Raw genomic sequence first — 19,287 nt, 5'->3', positions numbered from 1 at the left:
CCCCGGGGGCGGGGGGGGGGGGGGGGGGGGGGGTGGGGGGGGGGGGGGGGGGGGGGGGGGGGGGGGGGGGGGGGGGGGGGGGGGCGGGGGGTGGGGGCCGCGGGCGGCTGGTCCCTCGGGGGGCGCCTCAAACGCCGGCGGGGCTGGAATGGGGTGGCGGGGGTGGATTGGGCGGCTTGTGCGGTCACGGGGCTGGAGTGGGGCGCCTCAAACGCCGGCGGGGCTGGGGTGGGGGCGCCTCAAACGCCGGCGGGGGTGGGGTGGGTGGGGGTGGATTCGGCTGTGGAGAGGGCTTGGAGGCGGGTGCGGATGTGGTGGCGGGCGGGGGTGCCGGTGGGGGTGCGGGGGATGGTGTCCAGGGCTTCCAGGCGGCGGATGCGTTCGCCCGCCGAGAGTCGGGCGTTGGCCGCTTCGGCTATCGAGTCCAGGGTGTCGAGCAGGCCGCGGGGGTCGCGGGCGGGGACGGCGGGGCGCAGGACCACGCCCGCCCAGACCAGGGCGCCGCGCGCCGGGTCGGGCCAGTCGGCGACGACGCACTCGGCGACCCGCGGGTCCTCGCCGATGACCCGTTCGATCAGGGACGGCGCGATGAGGACGTCGTCGCAGGTGAAGACGGAGCCGAGGCGGTCGACGACGTACAGCCCGCCGTCCTCGTCGAGGTAGCCCACGTCACCCGTGGACAGCCAACCGTCCGCCCCGCAGCCCGCGGTCAGTTGGGGGCCGCGGATCTCGACCTCGCCCGTCGACCACACCGCCACCGGCTGCCGCCCGGCGGGCGCGACCACCCGGCACTCGGTGCCCGGCAGCGGGACGCCGACCGCGCCCAGGTCCGGCCGGGAGCCGGGCACCTGGTGGTGCGAGAGGGTGCAGACCTCGCTCAGGCCGTACCCCTGGAGGACGGGCGCGCCCAGGACGTCGCGCAGTCGCCGCGCGATCGCCGGCTCCAGCGGGGTGCCGCCGCAGAGCACCGCGCGCAGCTCCGGGCCGGGCAGGTCCGGGTGCCCGGGCGCGAAGCGGCGGTCGGCGGCCAGCCGGGCGAGCCGGCTCGCCAGCCCGTAGTAGTGGCCCGCGCCCACCCGCGCGGCCAGCGCGATCCCGGCCCAGGGTGCCGGGTCCGCGCAGAGCACCTGCCAGGCACCCGCGTGCACGGCGGCGTTGAGGTGGGCGGGGTGGTAGAAGGGCAGGTGGTTCACGGTGACCGAGGTCGCGTCCAGGCCGTGGGCGATGGCGGTCTGCGCGGCGCCCGCGATGAGGTTGCGGTGGCTGAAGCGGACCGCCCGCAGCCCGGTCGGGGTGTGGGCGTGCGGGGTGAAGTGGAGGCAGGCCACACCGTCCACGTCGGCCGGGGGGCCCGTCCGTAGCGGTGTGTCCGGTGCTCCGGCCAGCGCGGTGGACAGTGCCAGCGCCGATCCCGGGGTCACCTCGTCGACGGCGTCCGTCACCACGATCGTGCGCAGGTGCGGCAGCTGGTCCTCCAGCTTCACCAACACCTCGGCCAGGGCCGTGGGCACGAAGGCGATCTCGGCCGCGGCCGTGGTGAGGATCTCGTGCAGGGCGGCCGGACCGGTCAACGGGTCGACGAGGGCCAGCAGGTGGCCGCTGCGGATCGTGCCGTAGTAGACGGCGGGGAACACCGCGTCCAGGCTCGCGGCCGCCGCGACCACGGCGTCGGGGCGGGAGGCGAGGCGGCGCACGGCGTGCGCGATCCGGTCGGCCTCACGGTCGAGCGCGGCGAAGGTGAGCGTCGTACGGGCGGTGGTGACGGCGGGTGCGTCGCCCCCGCGGGCCGCGGCCCGCCGCAGCAGGTCGTCGAGCGGGTTCTCCAGGTACCTCAGGATGGGCACGTGCGACCTCCTGGCTCCGAACGGCACTCCGAACGGCACCCGAACGGGATACCGAACGACGGGCCGGTGATGACCCATCACTGTCCGCGCCCCGGCTGGACCGGGGCTGGAGAGGCCTTCGAGGAGCGGGGGAGGCCGTACACGGGGAGGGGAGGCGCCCCGGGAGGTACGGGTACCGGCCCGGGGCGGGCCCTCAGGCGGCGAAGAGGTCGAAGGTCGAGGTGTGGCGGGGGCCCGCGAAGACGTCGAGCTGCGGGTCCACCGACAGCATCGCCTGGTGCAGCCGCTGGAGCTGCGGGGAGGGTTCCACGCCCAGGTCCTCGATCAGTCGCATGCGCAGCTTGCGGTACACCTCCAGTGCCGAGGCCTGCCGGCCCGAGCGGTAGAGCGCGACCATCACCTGGGAGTGCAGTCCCTCGTGCTGGGGGTGGCGCGCGGTCAGTTCGGTCAACTCGGCGATGAGCTCGGCGTGTCGGCCGAGGCGCAGGTCCGCGTCGATCCGCCGTTCCACGGTGACGAGCCGGCTCTCCTCCAGGCGCATCACCTCGATGTCGAGGATCGGGCCGACGCGGACGTCGACCAGGGCCGGTCCGCGCCACAGGTCCAGCGCGGCCTTGAACCGGGCCGCCGAGACCTGGCTGTCGCCCGTCTCGAAGGCCGCCTGGCCCTCGCGGACCAGGCGTTCGTAATCGTGTACGTCGACGCTCTCTTCCGGGATCTGCAGCAGGTAGCCGCCGTGCCGGGTGGCCAGTACCTCCTTGGCCCCGCCGGGCGCGTCGGGCCCCATCGCGGTGCCGAGGCGTCTGCGCAGCTGGAGGATGTACGTCTGGAGGGTGGTCAGCGCGCTCTGCGGCGGCTGCGTCCCCCAGATCTCCTCCATGAGGGTGGGGACCGGCATGACGCGCCCCGGATAGAGCGCGAGCAGCGACAGAACCTGCCGTGGTTTACCCGCGGTCGGAACGATGGATCCCCCGTTGACCTCGGCACTCAACGGACCCAGAACCTGAATCCTCACGGTCTCCTCCGTACTCGTCGAGTTCCTTGTCTTTTCCGTCCGGTGGGCAGAAAACTGCCCCCGCTCCAGGCACGCTAGCGGGGGCCGTAGGTTTTTCCCTATTTCCTGTAGTGGTCCTCAAGCACCCTTCCATGACGATCAATCAGAAGGGTATGAATTCAGCCTCTTTGCAGGTCAGGGCGGGCTGGATGTGACTGTGGATGGATGTCCGAAGGAAAGTAGATCTCGATAGATCTCGATATAGATCAACTTTCCGGAGGGTGATCTGGGGGGTGATCCGGGGGGTGATCCGAGATGTGCGGATCCGCGATTGTTTTTAAATTATCGGTAAAGGATTCGAAGGGTGTCAGGCCGGAACGGATGCTTGGATTCCGCCGACCGGCTTCGGCAACGGAAAACTCTTCGGGTCGGATCGGCTCCACGGGAAGCCGTGGTTGAGCTGGACCACCGCGTCCTGGCCGGGGTCGGCGGGCACCGCGACGGCGACCAGGACGCCGGGGACCGGCTCCAGCTCGATGAACCACCACGGGCGGGCCGTGTCGTCCTCGGGCGGTTCGAAGGCGTGCACGCCGCGCTCGGCGTCCATCGTGAAGACGAAGCTGTCGAAGGGTAGTCCGAGACCCAGGCCGCGGGCCTTGGAATAGGCCTCCTTGAGCGTCCACACGCGCAGCGCGCGCCGGTCGCGCTCGCGTCCCGGGGGCAGTTCGTCCACCCAGTCCCGCTCCGTGGGCGCGAAGGTCCGCACGATGGTGGTGATGGCCTGGGCATTGCGGTTGTCCATCCGCTCGACGTCCACGCCGATGCGCTGGTGGCGCACGATGCCGAGCAGGTTGTAGCCGCCCGCGTGGGAGAGGTTGAAGTCCAACTGGGCGCCGCCGCGCGGCAGGGCGTCGGGGGAGGGCCGCAGGAAGGGCCGGCCGCGGGCGGAGCGCCAGATGACCAGCTCGGCCTCGGACAGGCCCGCCTCCAGGGACAGGGCGCGGCGCACCAGGGTGTGGGCGATGAGGTACTGGCTGCGGTCCCGCTCGAAGAGGAACTTCCCCGCGGTCTTGTGCTCGTGGGCGTCCAGCCAGTGCCCTGCCAGCAGGGCGGCGAGCTCCGGGCCGACCTCGTCGTTGGGGCACAGCCACAGGGTCACCGCCTCGGCGACGGGCCGCTGGGCGGCGGCCGCCTCGACCAGCTGCTGCCGGTTCGTGCCGCCGCTCACCCGAGGTCTCCCCGCTCGGCGCGGCCGTCGTCCGGCGGCGCGGGGAACCAGAAGGAGCGGGGTCGGGCCGCGGTCGTCGGCAGGTCGAGGACCGGCCGCGCGCCGGGTGCCCGGTCCGCGGTCAGCACGTCGACCCCGGCCAACCACAGTCGGGTCAACTGCTCGAGCCGGCCGCCGCGCCAGAGGGCGTCGACGTAGGCGCGGGTCTCGTCGAGGTCCCCGAGCAGCAACGGATCGCGGGCGCCGGCGGCGCGCAGGTCGGCGCTGCGCACGGGGGGTGCGTGCGGGTGGTCGGGGCCGGTGGCGTTCGCTCCCGGCGCCCGGGGCGGCGCGGCGAAGGCGGCCAGGGCGCTCGCGAGCGCCGGCACGTCGCCGGCGACGACGGCGAGGCGGCAGTCCATCGGGGCGCGGCCGGAGCGCAGTTCGCCCGCCACCGAGTCCAGGTCGCAGACCGCCCCGCGGGCCGCTCCGGTGGGGTCGGTCAGCCAGCGGGCGAGCTGCCCGGCGGTGGCGCCCAGGTGCTCGGGGGTCGGCGCCGACAGCAGCACCAGCCGCGGACCGCCGGCGGGCTCCGGGTGCGGGGCCGGGTGCGGGTCCTGGTGCGGGTCGTGTCGCGGGTCCGGGGCGGGGGCCTCTTCCAGGACGAGCACGGCCTGCGGGGCGCCGTCCTCGTGTACGCCGACCAGGGCGCGGCGGGGCGGTCCGGCGGGCCAGGGGGCGGGCTGGGCGCGGCCGGGGTCGGCCGGTACCGGAGTCGGGGCCGGGGCCGGGGCCGGGAGCAGGGTGGTGTGGCGCAGTTGCAGGACGGCCCGGGCCAGCGCGGCCGCGCCGGTCGCGGCCCCGGCCCGGCCGACGCAGGGCGCCGCGCTGCGGGAGTCCTCGGTCACGGTGACGGTGTCCGCCGGGACCCGGGCGGTGGCCAGGGCCCGCTGGACGAGGCGCTCCCGCAGCGGGGCGTGGGCTCCGCGCCCCGGGTGGCCGACCGCGCTGGAGAGGATCACGGCCTGCACCCGGTCACCGTCCGCGCGGGCCGCGGACAGCGGCTTGAGGAGGACGGCCGCGACCCCCTCCCCGTCCCCGGGGCGCAGCCGGCCGGGGTGCAGGTGCAGTTCGGCGGCGCCGACGAGGGCGGCCGCGCACTCGCCCGCGCGCAGGGCGGCGAGGGCATGGTGCAGGGCGGTCAGGAAGGAGGAGGCTCCGGTGTCCACGCTCTGGCTGGGCCCGCGCAGGTCCAGCAGTCGCGAGAGCCGGCCGGCGGGGTCGCCGTGCGGGGTCCCGGCGGGGTCCAGCAGGGCGTAGTCGTGGGAGGTGACGGCGGTGTAGACGCCGACGCCGCGGGAGGCGGTGGCGCCGTCGGGGGAGCCGAGGGCGTCCAGCCGGGCCCCGTGGCAACCGGCGCTCTCCAGGACCTGCCGGGCGCTCTCCAGCAACAGCCGCTCCTGCGGGTCGAGTCGGGCCGCGGCGGCGGGGTCGATGCCGAAGAGGTCGGGGTCGAAGGCGTCGACGCCGTCGAGGAAGTGGCCCTCGGCGTCCGGGGCGGGGCGATGGGGTGCGGTGACCGCGGGTGCGGTGGTCCTGGGTGTGGCGGTGGTGGCCGTGACGCGGCCCGTGGCGGCCAGGGCGGTGCCATTGGTGGGTGGGGTCGGGCGGGGTGCGGGGCGGCCGGTGGCCGTGGTGGCCGTGGTGTGCGTGGCGTCCGTGGCGGAGGTGGTGGGGTCGTCGGCCCGGGGCGTGGCGGCCGGTGTGGTGCCGGGGGCGAGGGCGAGCTGCCAGAACGCGGTCAGGTCGACGGCCCCGGGGAAGCGGCCCTGGAAGGCGATGACCGCGCACGGCTCGGGGGCGCGCGGGGCGCTCGGCGGGGCGGGGGCCGCGCGGCGGGGCCTCGTGGCGAGGGCCGCGGTCGGGCTGCCCGTGAGCAGGGCCACCGCGCGTCGGCGCTCCAGGGTGCCGCTCTTGAACCGCGTCAGGATTTCCCGGTCTTCCATCTCCTGGCGTGCCTTTCGTATGTGGCCGGGTGGTACCCCCCCGGGGGGCTGGTGGGGTGGGTCCCTGCGGGTGCGTTGGCCCTCCGGGGGCGCCTCAAACGCCGGCGGGGCTGGAACTGGCTGGGGTCGGCAGGTACCCCTAGCGGGCGGCGAGTAGGGCGGCGGCCTCGTCGATGCTGAGTACGTCGTCCCGTACCGCGTCCAGGAGTGCTTCGAGGTCGAGGCCCGGGCCCTGGGCGGTGGGCGGCGCCGGGGTGGAAGGGGACGACGGGGACGGTGTCGGGGTGCCGGTCACGCGGGCGGTGACGTACGCCGCCATCGCCGCGAGGTCGGGGTGCTCGTAGAGCAGGGCGGTCTGTTCCGTCAGGTCCCAGGTCTGGTTGATGCCCGCGATGAACTCCGCCGCCAGGATGGAGTCCAGGCCCAGCATCGTGAACGGCGTCCCGGCGTCGATGTCCGAAGGCGCGCAGCGCAGGATCTGCGCGAGCTGGCCGCGCAGTACCTCGGTCAGGCCGACGGGGTCGGCGGCCACGGCGACCGCGGCCGGGCGGCGTACGGGCCGCAGCGGGGACCAGGAGGTCATGGGCGCGGACGGCGCCGGGGCGGAGGGCGCGTGCAGGCGCCCGGCGATGTGCCGGGCCAGCGCGGCCGGGGTCCGGTACTCGTACAGCGCGTCGGAGGGGAGTCCGATGCCGTAGCGGGCGCCCAGTGCGCTCAGGAATTGCGCGCCCAGCAGGGAGTCGATCCCCAGGAAGGTGAACGGCCGCTCGGCGTCGACGGCGTGCACCTCGACGCCGGTCATCCCCGCCAGTACCGCGGTGAGTTCGGCGAGCACGTCGGCGGCGGGAGTGTGCGGGGCAGTGGTCATGATGGGCGTCTCCCCGTGTCGGATCCCGGTCCCACGGTACTTTTCCGCAATTTCCTGGAGGGGCCCTGGAATTGCACTGGGGTGGGCCGAAAGGACCTTGACGTGGAGAGGGCATCCGGTGAATCTCGATGAGGTATTCATGCGTGTTCCGCGTCTGAAGGAGACAGCATCGTGGCGAGCAAGAAGAAGAATGTGACGGGCTCCGAGTCGGAAGTGGCGCCGGGCGCCGCCGGCGAGGTCACCGAGGGCATGGAAGAGAACTCGGACGCGGACGTCCTCGGCAACATCGCCCTCCAGTAGGAGCGGTCGCGGGCGTCGGGGGCGACCTTGCACTCCAGGGCGGCGCTGGTCAGCGCCTTGTTCACCGGCACGCTGACCTTGTTGTAGATCGTCAGCCAGATCACCAGGGCCAGTGCCGAGACGCCCGCGGCGATGGACGGTACGGGCTTGCCCTCGTAGCCGGCCAGTCCGGCGGTGAGCACGGTGGAGACCAGGCCGGTGACGCCGGGGACGACCATCCGGGCGTCGCCGAAGCGGTGGGTCTGGCCCATGACGCTGGTGAGGGTCGCGTCGTCGACGTGGGCGAGGGCCGGGCGCTGGACGAGTGCGCCGAAGACGTCGGTGCCGTAGACCACCGCGTTGGCCATGGTGGCGATCACGGCCAGCGTTTGCAGGAGAACTTCCATCACAACCACCTTTGTAGCGACGCTAGATGTTCTGCTGAGACTATCAAGTTCGATGCTTGGAATGCTAGCGTTGACAACTCCACTAGTCGGCCAGGGAGTTCACGACCGGTCCCGGACCGGCCCGGGCAGCCACGAGGAGAGCACACAAGATGGCCATAGGACATGCCCGTCGCATACTCATCGCCGGCGGAGGGATCGGCGGCCTCGCCGCGGCCCTCGCCCTCCAGCAGCGCGGATTCGAACCCCTCGTCCTGGAGCGGGCCGAGGAACTGCGCGACGGCGGGGCCGGTCTGCACATCTGGACCAACGGCGTCCTCGCGCTGGACTACCTCGGCGTCGCCGAGGAGGTCCTGGAGATCGCCCCCGCCCAGGAGACCGCCCACTTCAGCACCTGGCGCGGAGAGGTCCTCGGCGCCTGGCCGGTGGGCGACTTCGTCGCCCGCTACGGCGCGCCGACCATCGCCGTCGAGCGGTCCGTGCTGCACGGCATCCTGCGCGACGCGCTGACGGGCGACGTGGTGCGCACCGGCGCCCACGTGGTCGGCTTCGACCAGGACCGCGAGGGGGTCACCGTCCGCTTCGCCGACGGCACCACCGAGCGCGGCGACCTGCTGATCGGCGCCGACGGCATCCACGGGGCCGTCCGGGACGCCATGTTCGGCCCCGCCCAGAACCGCTACAGCGGCTACATCGCCTGGCGCGGCCGGGCCCAGATGGAGCACGCCGACATCCCCCCGGGCACCTTCAACGCCATGTTCGGGCCGGGCACCCGCTTCACCTACTACGACGTCGCCCCCGGGCTGGTCCACTGGATGAGCGTGGCCAACGGCGCGCCCGGCGGGCGCGACCTGCCCGGCGTGCGGGACATGCTGCTGCGCCGCCACGCGGGCTGGGGCGGACCGGTCGCCGACATCCTCAAGGCCACTCCCGAGGAGTGGATCCTGCGCGGCGACGTCGAGGGCCGCAAGCCCGAACGCCAGTGGGGCCAGGGCCGGGTCACCCTCCTCGGGGACGCCGCGCACCCCATCACCTTCAACATCGGACAGGGTGCCTGCCAGGCCCTGGAGGACGCCCTCGTGCTCACCGAGCACCTCGCCGGAGCCGGCAGCGACCCGGTCTCGGCGCTGCGCCGCTACGAGAGCGAGCGCCAGCAGCGCACCGCGCCGCTGCAGAACATCGCCTGGCGGATCGGTCAGATGGGCTCCGTGAAGAACCCGCTGCTGATCAAGGTGCGGGAGGCGTTCATGCGCAAGAACTGGAACACGAAGGCCTTCGCCGCGGCCGAACAGGGCCAGGTCGCCTACGGATCCCGCTGGGCCGGACAGACCGGGCGCCACCGCGCCCCCGCCGCCCCGGACCGGACCCCGGCGGCCACCTCCGCACCCGGCGCCGAGTAGGCCCGTACGTCCGTACGTCCGTCACCGCACGGCACCGGCCCGGGTGGGCGGCCCCGCGCCGCGTCACCCGGGCAGCGCGCGGGCCGTCAAGCCCGCCAAGGGCGGCCCCTCCACCGGCAGTCGGGACCACAGCGGGTGGCCCGCGGGGAAGCCCGTGCACACCAGCACGTTGACCAGCATCCCGTGGGCCATGAACGCGGTCGTCGCCCCCGGGTCGCCGCCCAACTGCGCCTCGACCGTCTCCCACACCTCCATCCACTGCGCGCGCACCGCCTCGCCGAAGGCCGGGTCGCCCGCGGCCTCCGCGGCCGCGACCGCGACGTACACCTGCATCTGGAGCCGCAGCCGGTCCGGCTCCTTGACGATGACCCGGGTGTAGGCGTTCGACATCGCGCGCAGCGCCTCCTCGCCCGTCAGCCCGCGCGCCGCCTCGGCGAACAGCGCCGCGAGGTCGCCGAGGCAGCGGCTCGTCGCCGCCAGGAAGATCGCCCGCTTGCCGGGGAACAGCCGGAACAGGTAGGGCTGGGACACCCCCGCGCGCCGGGCGATGCTCGCGGTCGAGGTGCCGTCGTAGCCGCCCCGCGCGAATTCGCGCATCGCCGCCCGGACGACGGTCGTACGCCGTTCCTGTGCGCTCATCCTCACCATGTCGGCCAGTTTGTGGCGGTCCGCATTCCCCGTCAATGGCGGGCCTTCGGCGCCGATCGAGGTCAATTCGAGGAATGCGCCAGATCGGAGTGCCAGATTCGCAGAGTCGAAAACCGGTCGCCGACGGCTCGATGACCTATCGGCCACAAGTCAGTGAGGTAGGAACGGGGATGATCGACAACCTATTCACGATGTTTCCCGGACAGGGCTCGCAGCGCGCGGGCATGGCGGGACATCTCCTTCGCGAACACCCCCGCACGGCCGGACGCGTCCTGGCCCGGGCAGAGGAGGCGACGGGACTCGCGCTGACCGAGCTGTGCACCACGGCCTCCGAAGAGGCCCTGGCGCCGACCGAGATCGCCCAGCCCGCCATCGTCGCCACCAGCCTCGCTGTGTACGAGGTGCTGCGCGCCGAGACCGGCTTCGTACCGGGCGCGGTGGCCGGGCACAGCCTGGGCGAGTACACCGCCCTGATCGCCGCCGGGGTGCTGGACGCGGACGACGCGCTGCGGCTGGTGCGGATCCGCGGCCAGCTGATGGCCGGGGTCTCGCGGAAGGTCTCGGGCGCGATGACCGCGCTGATGGGCCTGGACCCGGCCCGGATCGAAGAGGTCTGCGCGGCGGCCGCCCCGCTCGGGGTGGTCGAGGTCGCCAACTACAACGAGGCGGGTCAGACGGTGATCTCCGGGCAGCGCGAGGCGGTCGCCGAGGCTGCCCGGCTCGCCCTGGAGGCCGGCGCGGAGCGCGCCGTGCAGCTCAAGGTCTCCGCACCCTTCCACTGCTCCCTGATGAGCGCCATCGAGGACGAGTTCGCCGCCGCGCTGGAGCGGGTCGCCTTCCGCGCACCCCGGGTGCCCGTCATCAGCTCGGTGACCAGCGCCGTCGTCCGCGACGGTGCGCACGCCCGTGACCTGCTGCGCCGTCAGCTGGCCGGACCCGTGCGCTGGGTCGGCGTACTGGAGGCGGCCGCCGCGCTCGGCGTCGGCGGCTACCTGGAGGCCGGTCCCGGCCGGGTGCTCAGCGGCTTCGCCGGCCGCGTCGCGCCCGACGCCCCCGTCCGCAGCACCAACGACGCGCGCCGCATCACCACCCTGCTGCGCGACCTGAGGCCGGAGCCCGCCACCACGGCGGCCGCTGCCTGACCTCCGGCCCCACCCGCACGCCTTCCCGTCCTGTTCTTGCCCACCCTCTGAAAGGCAGCCCACGGTGCCCGAAACCCTTGCCACCACTTCGACCGACTACCTCTCCGCGGTCCAGGCCGCCATCGCCGACGCGCTCGGCATCGACGAGGCCGAGGCCGTGCCCGAGGCGACCCTGCTCGGACAGCTGGGCGCCGAATCGATCGACCTGCTCGACATCCTCTTCCGCGTGGAGCGCGCCACCAAGGTGAAGATCACCGTGGCCGACATCGCCAACCTGCTCCAGGGCGGCATCCCGGACGAGGAGTTCGGCGACGAGAACGAGGTCGTCAACGACACCGGCCTCACCCACCTGGAGAAGGTCCTGCCGCAGTTCGACCGCAGCCAGCTCAGCGAGCCGCTGACGGCCGAGGGCGTGCTGGGCCTGTTCACCGTCCAGAACCTGACCGACCTGCTGACCGAGCGCGCCCGCGCGGCGGCCGCGGCCGCCTGAGACGACGACCGGGCCGGCGGGTCCGAGCGACCCGCGCGACCGGACGACGGTCCCCGGCAGGGGGCTCCGGGACGACGCTGCCCCGGAGCCCCCTGCCGCTCCCTCCCCCCAGCCCACCAGGCGCCCGCCTCGCAGCAGAAACGGGAAGAGACAGATGAAGCTGAAGGACCGCACCGCCCTGGTCACCGGTGCCTCGCGCGGCATCGGCCGGGCCATCGCCCTGGCCCTGGCCGAACAGGGGGCGGCCGTCGCAGTGAACTACCGTTCGCGCCGGGAGGACGCCCTCGCGGTGGTCGAGGAGATCGAGGCGGCGGGCGGCCGGGCCGTGGCGATCGGCGCCGACGTCGCCGACCCCGAGGACGCGGCCCGGCTGGTCGCGGAGGCCATCGCTCAGCTGGGCGCCCTGGACATCCTGGTCAACAACGCCGGGATCAGCGACGACGGGCTGATCTACCAGTCCAAGCCCGACGCCTGGTGGAACGTCATGAAGGTCAACTTCGGCGGTGCCTACCACTGCACCCACGCCGTCAGCGAGCAGTTCATGACGGCGGGCAACGCCACCATCGTCAACATCTCCTCCGCCATGGGCGAGACCGGCTGGATCGGCCAGTCCAACTACTCCGCCTCCAAGGGCGCGCTGAACTCCTTCACCCGCGCCGCGGCGATCGAGTTCGCGCGCTTCGGCGTCCGCGTCAACGCGGTCCTGGCGGGCTTCACCCCGACCGAACTGGTGGGCGAGGTGATGGAGAAGGACGGCGGCAGGTCCATCAAGAAGCAGATCCCGCTGCGCCGCTTCGCCACCGTCGAGGAGGTCGCCGCGGCCGCCGTGTTCCTGGCGGGCCCCGACTCCGGCTACACCACCGGCGAACTGCTCTGCGTCGACGGCGGGTTCTCCGCCCAGCTCGGCATCGGCCGTCCGTAACGGACCGCGAGGATCGAAAGGACCGGAAGAAGAGACGACGATGCGATTCCATCTGATCGACAGGATCGAATCCTGGACTCCCCGCGAGCACATCACCGCTCGCAAGGTCACCTCCGTCGACGAGGACTACTGGCAGCACACCGGCGGCGGCCCCGCGATGCCCTTCGGGCTCGCCCTGGAAGCCCTGTGCCAGTCGGCCACCTGGCTGATCATGCTCAGCACCGACCACCGGCTGCGCGCAGCCCTCCTCGCCGTCGGCGACGCCACCGCGAGCCGCGCCGTACGGCCCGGTGAGGTGCTCCGCATGGAGGCCAGGATCGAATCGATGACCGACGAGGCCGCGATCCTCGACGGCACGGTCACCGTGGACGGCGAGACCGTCCTGGACGCGAGCGGCATCCTGTGCGCGCTCATCGACGCCGAGCGGCTCGACGACCCGGCGAACACGGCGCGCATGGCGCGGCAGCTACAGGGCGGAGGTCCGGTGGGATGAGCGGTACGAGCGACATCAAGCGCGTGGCCATCACGGGAATCGGGGCGGTCACCCCCCTCGGCAACGACGCCGGGACCACCTGGGAGGGACTGGCCACCGGGCGCAGCGGCGTCGGCGCGCTGACCACCTTCGACGCCACCGGATTCCCCGTGCGCATCGCGGCCGAGGTCAAGGACTTCGACGCCGCCAAGGCGATTCCGGCGCACGTGGGCCGCAAGCACCTCTCGCGGGTCGGCCAGTTCGGCGTCGCCGCCGCCTGGGAGGCGGTCCGCGACGCGGGCATCGACCAGGTCTCCGAGGAGGTGTACGCCGCCGACGAGCGCGGGGTCGCCATGGGCGCCAGCGTCGGCCGCCCCGAACTCCAGGCCCTCCTCGACATCGGTCACCTGCGCGCCACCAGCGGGCAGTCGGACGCCTTCATCTGCCAGCCCCCGGCGGTCACCCTGACCGACGACCAGAACGTCCCGCTGGCCGCCATGGCCCGGATGGTCGGCGGCACCGGCCCGATGATGGGCATCTCCACCGCCTGCGCCGGATCCGGGCACGCCATCGGGGAGGCGTACCGCGCCATCCAGGAGGGCGACGCCAAGATGATGGTGGCCGGCGGCTACGACTCGCTGACCACCTGGCTGGACGTGCTCGGCTTCAGCCTGCTGGGCGCGCTCACCGACCGCTACAACGACGACCCGACGCACGCCTCGCGGCCCTTCGCCGCGGACCGCTCCGGCTTCGTCATCGGCGAGGGCGCCGTCGCCGTGATCCTGGAGGACATGGACAGCGCCCGCGAGCGCGGCGCCACCGTCCTCGCCGAGGTCCTCGGCTACGGCTCCAGCCTCAACGCCTGGCGGATCACCGACTCCCCGCCGGACGGTTCCGGCGCCATCCAGGCCATGGAGGGCGCCCTCGCCGAATCGGGGCTGGGCACCGGCGGCATCGACTACGTCGTCGCGCACGGCACCAGCACCCACGGCAACGACCAGTCCGAGACGGTCGCCATCAAGAAGGTGTTCGGCGCCGACGCGCACAAGATCGTGGTCAGCGCCCCCAAGTCGATGTCGGGCCACCTGACCTCGGCCAGCCTGGGCCTGGGCGTCCTCGCCGCGATCAACGCGATGCGGCACTCCCTGGTCTCGCCCACCGTGAACCTCGACGAGGCCGACCGCGGCCTCGACCTGGACTACGTACCGCACACCGCGCGCCCGATGAAGGTCGACGCGGCCCTGATCAACGCCTTCGCCTTCGGCGGCAGCAACACCGCCATCGTCATCGGCGCCCCGCGGGAGGACGCGTGACCACCTCGCTCGCCACCGCCGTCGTCCCGGGCTTCGACCGGCTGGAGGAACTCGTGCCGGGCGAACGGGGCGTGGGCATCCGCAACGTGCCGGCCACCCTGGCGGCCTTCGACCACCACTTCCCGCGCCACCCCATCCTGCCGGGCGTCCTGCTCCTGGAGTCCATGGCCACCCTCGCCAAGGCGGTGGCCGGCGACGCCGCCGACTGGCGCCTCGCGGGCGTGCGCGGGGTGCGCTTCAAGCACTTCGTCGGACCCGGCGACCAGGTCCGGATCACCGTCGAGGTGATCGGCCGCACCGAGGACAGCACCGAAGACAGCACCGATGTCAGGGCCACCGCCGAGGTCGAGGGCCGTGTGGTCGCCGCCGCTCGCGTCCTCACCTTCGCGCGCGCCGAGAAGCCCTGGGAGGGCACAGCATGAGCGACAACAGGCGGCGCGTCATGGTGACCGGCATCGGCCTGATGACCGGGATCGGACAGGGCGCCGCACAGACCTGGGAGGCCCTGTTGGCGGGCCGCAGCGCGATCGGCCCGCTGCGCGCCTACGACCCGGCCCCGCTGAAGACCGGCATCGGCGCCGAGATCCCCGACTTCCAGCCCACCGACTGGGCCAGCCGCCGCACCCTGCGGATGCTCTGCCGCGGCGACCAACTCGCCCTGGCCGGCGCCACCTTGGCGCTGCGCGACGCGGGACTCGACGGCGAGAAGGACCTCGGGCACCGGGCCGGCCTCTTCCTGGGCAGCAACAAGGAAATGCCGCGCATGGACGAACTCATCGCCCAGCTCCAGGCCATCCGCGCCGAGGACGGCACCCCCGACCTCCACAAGCTCGGCCAGGAAGCCTCCTCGGTCGTCGCCCCGCTCTTCTTCGTCGAGGGCCTCCAGCCCGCCGCCGGCTTCCACATCTCCGAGAAGTACGGGATCCGCGGCGCCAACGCCTACTTCGCCGGAACCGCCGACTCCGGCGCCATGGCGGTGGGCCGCGCGATGCGCACCGTGCGCCGCGGCGAGGCCGACATCGTGGTCGCGGGCGGCTACGACGACGCCACCGGCTGGTGGGCGATGTCCAAGATGGACGGCCTCGGCGTCCTGACCACCCGCCCCGAACTGGGCGACGCGGCCTTCCGCCCCTTCGACCGCGACCGCTCCGGCTCCGTCTTCGGCGAGGGCGCCGCCCTGCTCGTCCTGGAGGAGCGCGAACACGCGCTCGCCCGGGGCGCCCACTGCTACGCCGAGGTCACCGGCTTCGGCGCGGGCAACGACTGCGTACGACCGCCCAGCCCGCAGGCCCGGGCGCGCGGCCTGTCCCGGGCCATCGGCCGCGCCCTGACCGACGCGGGCGGCATCTTCCCCGACGGCAGCTACATCGCCGCGCACGGCTGCGCCACCGTCCAGGGCGACGCCAGCGAGACCATCGCCCTGCACGACGCGCTCGGTACGTCCGCCAAGGCGGCCCAGATCAGCAGCGTCAAACCGCAGACCGGGCACCTGGTCGGCGGCGCCGGGGCGCTGAACGCGGCCGTGGCCGCGCTGACCCTGGACTCCGGGATCATCCCCGCGACCTTGAACCTGGACAACCCCGCCGCCGAGTGTGACCTGGACTTCGTCCCGCTCACCCCGCGCGACACCCGGCCCGACAGCGCACTCGCCCTCGCCCGCGGCCTGGAGGGCCAGGCGGTGGCGGTGGCGCTGAGGCGGGTCTCATGACCGGCACACCCGAAAGGAGCGCGGACATGACCGACGACGTGTACGACCACACCACCCCGCCGGACGGCCCGGGCCGCACCCGCACCGTGGTGATCTGCGGCGTCGGCGCCGTGACCGCACAGGGCGACGGCGCCGAGGCGCTGTGGGAGGGCATCCGCACCGGACACACGGCCATCGGCCCCGTCCGCGGCATGTCCATGGTGGGCTACGACACCGAGATCGGCGGCGAGGTCTCCACCGACCGCCGCCCCGCCTACGACTACCTGGCCGCCTTCGGCGGGCAGGTCCGCGAACCCGCCGCCGACTTCGCGCTGCTCGCGGCGGAGGAGGCGATGGAGCAGGCGGGCCTGGGCTCGCTGCCCGCCGACCGCTGGGGCGTCGCCTTCGGCTCCTGCAACGGCGGCCTGCGCAGCGCCGAACTGCTCGCCCGCAGAGCGGACGAGGGCACCGCCCCCGCGGACGACGGCAGGCACTTCCTGCTGGTCCCGCCGCAGGCCATAGCCGAGGCGCTGAGCAGCGCCTTCGGCCTCAAGGGCCCCTCCCTGTCGGTGAACACGGCCTGCGCCTCCGGCGCGCACGCCATCGCCCACGCCACCGACGCGATCAGCGCGGGTCGCGCGGACGCCATGCTGGTCGGCGGCTCCGACGCCTTCACCGAGACCGCCTTCGCCGGCTTCACCAGCCTGCAGTCCCTGTCCACCAAGCCCGCCGCGCCCTACTCCAGGGACCGCGACGGCCTCTCGCTCGGCGAGGGCGCGGGCATGCTCGTCCTCGCCGAGGAGTCCGTGGCGCGCGCCGCGGGCGCCCCGATCCTGGCCGAGGTGCTCGGCTACGGGCTCTCCGCCGACGGCTACCACGCCACCGCCCCGCACCCCAAGGGCGAGGGCGCCGCGCGCGCGATCCGCGGCGCGCTGACCTCCGCGGGCATCGCCCCCGAGGACGTCGCCTACGTCAACGGGCACGGCACCGGCACCCCCAAGAACGACTCCGCCGAGTCCAACGCGGTCCGCGCCGCCTTCGGAGAGGCCGCCGAGAAGACGGCGCTCAGCAGCTCCAAGTCGATGATCGGCCACCTCCTCGGCGCCGCGGGGGCGGTCGAGGCGATCGTCACCGTCAAGGCGCTGGTCGAACAGATCGCCCCGCCCACCGCCAACTTCACCGGCGTCGACCCCAAGTGCGGCCTGGACGCGGTGCCCGACCCCGGGCGCTCGCTGGCCATGAGCGCCGCGCTGTCCAACAACTTCGCCTTCGCCGGGGCCAACGCCTGCGTCGCCTTCGGTTGGCCCTCCGGGCACCGCTTCACCGTCCCGGCCCCGCCCCCCGTCGAGAAGATCGTGATCACCGGCTTCGCGGCGATCACCTCGGCCGGTGACGGCGCCGAGGCGCTGTGGCGGGCCTGGAGCGAGGGCCGCCCGCTCGGCGTCGACGAGGACGGACTGAGCGTCGCCCGCGCCGCCTTCGACCCGCACGCGCACATCGAACCCCGTGTCGCCCGCCGGATGGACCGGCTCGGTCAGCTCGCCGTGGCCTCCTGCAAGGGCGCCCTGGAGCACGCGGGTCTGACCGCCGACGAGCGCGTCGGCGTGGTCCTGGGCACGGGCCTCGGCCCGATGCGCAGCATCGAGGAGTTCCTGCTCCCGGTGCTGGGCGGCTGCCCCTCGCACGGCAGCCCGGCCGTCTTCCCCAATACGGTCTTCAACGCGGCCGCGGGCCAGGTCGCCATGAACGTCGGCGCCAAGGGCCCCACCTCCACCGTGACCACCGGGCACGCGGCCGGGGCCTCCGCCCTGACCGTGGCCCACGACCTGCTGCTCCAGCACCGCGCCGACGCGGTGCTGTGCCCCGCGGTCGAGGACCTCTCGCCGGGCGTCCTGGACGCCTACCGCAAGCTGCCGCTCTTCGCCGGATCCGGGTACACCCTGGCCGAGGCGGGCATCGCGCTGGTACTGGAGCGGGAGTCCACGGCCCGGGCCCGGGGCGCGAAGGTGCTGGCCGAGTTCGCCGGACACGGCACCGCCTCCGACGCCCAGGGCATCGGCCGCTGGGACGACGGGGGCGAGGGCGTGGAACGGGCCATGCGCGAGGCGCTGGCCCACGCCGGCGTGGAGCCGGCGGAGCTGGCCGGGATCTGGGCCAACGCGGCCGGCCTGGAGCGGGCCGACGCCCCCGAGGCCCTGGCCACCGGCCGCGTCGCCGCGGCCGACGGGCCGCCCGTGCACAGCCCCAAGCGGATCCTGGGCGAGCCGGTCGGCGCGGGTGCGCAACTGGCCGCGCTGCTCGCCGTCACCGGCTGGGACAACGGCCTGGACAGCGGGCCGGTGCTCATCAACAGCTCCTCCCTCGGCGGCACCCACATCAGCCTCGTCCTGCGTCCCGCAACGGAGAACTGACCATGTCAGCCAGCACCACGTCAGCCGGTCCCACGTCGGCCGGTCCCACGTCGGCCGGTCCGACCCGCCACGTGTCGATCCTCGCCACCGGCGCCCACCTGCCCGGTGACCCCCTCGACAACGACGCCCTGGCCAAGGTCTGCGGGCCACTGCCGGACGACGTCCTGGAGGGCATCCAGGTCGAGCGCCGCCACTGGCTGATCGACCCGGCCACCGGCGCCCACCGCACCTCCACCTCCGCGATGGCCACCGCGGCCGCCCGCCAGGCCCTGGAGCGGGCCGGCGTGGAGGCCGCCGAGGTCGATCTCATCGTGATGTCCACGGCCAGCCCCGACTACCTGCTGCCGGTCGCCGCGACCTACGTCCAGGAGCAGCTCGGCCTGGAGAACTGCGCGGTCATCGAGGTCCGCGCGGGCTGCGTGGGCGCCGTACAGGCCCTGGACATCGCCCGCCGCCTGCTCGCCGACGGCACCTACGGGACCGCGCTGGTCATCGGCTCGGAGGCGGTCTCCCCGCTGCTCGCGCCGATCTTCCTCGACAAGGACCCGTACAAGGTCCGCATGCGCGACCGGCTCACCGTCTACACCTTCGGCGACGGCGCCGGCGCGCTGGTGCTGAAGGCCGGTGAGGAGGGATCCGCCCACGCGGGCAGCCGCCAGGTCTTCGCCACGCGGTCCATGGGCGGGGCGCGCAAGCCCGGCATGCTGATCACCGGCGGCGGGACCGACGCGCCGCTGCACGAACAGCAGCGGCGCAAGCGGCTGATGGACATCAGCCTGGACATCCCCGGCACCGCGAAGTTCGGGCCTCGGGTCTTCGTCGAGGGCATCCACGACATGCTGCGCCGCTCCGGACTCGCGCTCGCCGACATCGACCACTGCGTGCTGCCCGAGGGCAACGCCGAGTACTTCGCCAGCGAGTACGGCACCGCCGGCCTCTCCGCCGAGGACCAGGCGACGCTCGGCAAGAACATCGTGGAGAACCTCACCGATGTCGGCGCCACCGGTTCCGCCGCGGTGCCGCTCGCGCTGGACGCGGGTTGGGTGGACGGCCGGATCACGCCCGGGGACACCGTCCTGCTGCTCGCGATCGAGGCCAGCCGCTACCTGTACGCGGGGCTCACCCTGACCTGGGACGCCCCGACCCCCGCCAAGTGACGACGTAAGAGTGACGACGTAAGAGTGACGACGTAAGGACGGA

Annotated in this window: 17 protein-coding genes; 10 read left to right on the top strand and 7 right to left on the bottom strand. The window is 73.7% G+C overall.

The features are described 5' to 3' along the window. Nucleotides 1–239: 239 nt before the first annotated feature. The 6 genes from ACIBEA_RS40915 to ACIBEA_RS40890 form a co-directional block, all read right to left on the bottom strand. The gene (locus ACIBEA_RS40915) at nucleotides 240–1,844 is read right to left on the bottom strand and encodes a class I adenylate-forming enzyme family protein (RefSeq protein ID WP_399268965.1); all 1,605 of its coding nucleotides are present in this window, start codon (nucleotides 1,842–1,844) and stop codon (nucleotides 240–242) included. Between the two features lie 193 nt (nucleotides 1,845–2,037). Continuing rightward, entirely contained in the window at nucleotides 2,038–2,859 is an 822-nt protein-coding gene (locus ACIBEA_RS40910) for a BTAD domain-containing putative transcriptional regulator (protein WP_399268963.1), read from the bottom strand. Between the two features lie 346 nt (nucleotides 2,860–3,205). Beyond that, entirely contained in the window at nucleotides 3,206–4,066 is an 861-nt protein-coding gene (locus ACIBEA_RS40905; RefSeq protein ID WP_399268961.1) for a 4'-phosphopantetheinyl transferase family protein, read from the bottom strand. After that, nucleotides 4,063–6,051 carry a beta-ketoacyl synthase N-terminal-like domain-containing protein gene (locus ACIBEA_RS40900; protein WP_399268960.1) on the bottom strand — a complete coding sequence of 663 codons (1,989 nt, stop codon included), beginning with the start codon at nucleotides 6,049–6,051 and terminating at the stop codon, nucleotides 4,063–4,065. The genes ACIBEA_RS40905 and ACIBEA_RS40900 overlap by 4 nt, the downstream gene beginning before the upstream one ends. A gap of 139 nt (nucleotides 6,052–6,190) precedes the next feature. After that, nucleotides 6,191–6,919: a phosphopantetheine-binding protein gene (locus ACIBEA_RS40895; protein ID WP_399268958.1), complete on the bottom strand. Its 729-nt coding sequence runs from the start codon at nucleotides 6,917–6,919 to the stop codon at nucleotides 6,191–6,193. 137 nt (nucleotides 6,920–7,056) lie between these two features. Next, a complete protein-coding gene (locus ACIBEA_RS40890) occupies nucleotides 7,057–7,605 on the bottom strand; it encodes a hypothetical protein (RefSeq protein WP_399268956.1) in 549 nt (182 codons plus the stop codon). Nucleotides 7,606–7,754: 149 nt separating this feature from the next. Here ACIBEA_RS40890 and ACIBEA_RS40885 point away from each other — a divergent pair, with 149 nt between their 5' ends. After that, complete coding sequence (locus ACIBEA_RS40885; RefSeq protein WP_399268954.1) at nucleotides 7,755–9,002, top strand: FAD-dependent monooxygenase; 1,248 nt, start codon at nucleotides 7,755–7,757, stop codon at nucleotides 9,000–9,002. Between the two features lie 63 nt (nucleotides 9,003–9,065). On the opposite strand, the gene ACIBEA_RS40880 is transcribed toward ACIBEA_RS40885, so the two are convergent. Further along, entirely contained in the window at nucleotides 9,066–9,650 is a 585-nt protein-coding gene (locus tag ACIBEA_RS40880; protein WP_399268952.1) for a TetR/AcrR family transcriptional regulator, read from the bottom strand. Between the two features lie 170 nt (nucleotides 9,651–9,820). Here ACIBEA_RS40880 and fabD point away from each other — a divergent pair, with 170 nt between their 5' ends. The 9 genes from fabD (at nucleotide 9,821) to ACIBEA_RS40835 (ending at nucleotide 19,244) form a co-directional block, all read left to right on the top strand. Beyond that, nucleotides 9,821–10,792, top strand: a complete 972-nt coding sequence (gene fabD, locus ACIBEA_RS40875; protein ID WP_399268950.1) for an ACP S-malonyltransferase — start codon at nucleotides 9,821–9,823, stop codon at nucleotides 10,790–10,792. Between the two features lie 64 nt (nucleotides 10,793–10,856). Continuing rightward, entirely contained in the window at nucleotides 10,857–11,282 is a 426-nt protein-coding gene (locus tag ACIBEA_RS40870; protein ID WP_399268948.1) for an acyl carrier protein, read from the top strand. A gap of 154 nt (nucleotides 11,283–11,436) precedes the next feature. Beyond that, nucleotides 11,437–12,204 (top strand): SDR family NAD(P)-dependent oxidoreductase, encoded by a 768-nt coding sequence (locus tag ACIBEA_RS40865; protein ID WP_385776257.1) that lies wholly within the window; start codon nucleotides 11,437–11,439, stop codon nucleotides 12,202–12,204. A gap of 40 nt (nucleotides 12,205–12,244) precedes the next feature. Further along, on the top strand, nucleotides 12,245–12,697 hold the full coding sequence (locus ACIBEA_RS40860; protein ID WP_399268945.1) for a 3-hydroxylacyl-ACP dehydratase: 453 nt from the start codon (nucleotides 12,245–12,247) through the stop codon (nucleotides 12,695–12,697). After that, nucleotides 12,694–13,989: a beta-ketoacyl-[acyl-carrier-protein] synthase family protein gene (locus ACIBEA_RS40855; protein WP_399268943.1), complete on the top strand. Its 1,296-nt coding sequence runs from the start codon at nucleotides 12,694–12,696 to the stop codon at nucleotides 13,987–13,989. The genes ACIBEA_RS40860 and ACIBEA_RS40855 overlap by 4 nt, the downstream gene beginning before the upstream one ends. Next, entirely contained in the window at nucleotides 13,986–14,411 is a 426-nt protein-coding gene (locus ACIBEA_RS40850; RefSeq protein ID WP_399268941.1) for a 3-hydroxyacyl-ACP dehydratase FabZ family protein, read from the top strand. Before ACIBEA_RS40855 ends, ACIBEA_RS40850 begins: the two co-directional genes overlap by 4 nt. After that, entirely contained in the window at nucleotides 14,408–15,697 is a 1,290-nt protein-coding gene (locus ACIBEA_RS40845) for a beta-ketoacyl-[acyl-carrier-protein] synthase family protein (RefSeq protein WP_399268939.1), read from the top strand. Before ACIBEA_RS40850 ends, ACIBEA_RS40845 begins: the two co-directional genes overlap by 4 nt. A 26-nt stretch (nucleotides 15,698–15,723) precedes the next feature. After that, nucleotides 15,724–18,087, top strand: coding sequence for a beta-ketoacyl synthase N-terminal-like domain-containing protein (locus ACIBEA_RS40840; protein ID WP_399268937.1), 2,364 nt, complete (start codon nucleotides 15,724–15,726; stop codon nucleotides 18,085–18,087). Between the two features lie 2 nt (nucleotides 18,088–18,089). Continuing rightward, nucleotides 18,090–19,244: a 3-oxoacyl-ACP synthase III family protein gene (locus ACIBEA_RS40835; protein WP_399268935.1), complete on the top strand. Its 1,155-nt coding sequence runs from the start codon at nucleotides 18,090–18,092 to the stop codon at nucleotides 19,242–19,244. Nucleotides 19,245–19,287 lie beyond the last annotated feature (43 nt).

Source organism: Streptomyces sp. NPDC051555 (assembly GCF_044454405.1).
GTDB lineage: Bacteria > Actinomycetota > Actinomycetes > Streptomycetales > Streptomycetaceae > Streptomyces.
This window is presented reverse-complemented; position numbering and strand designations above follow the sequence as displayed.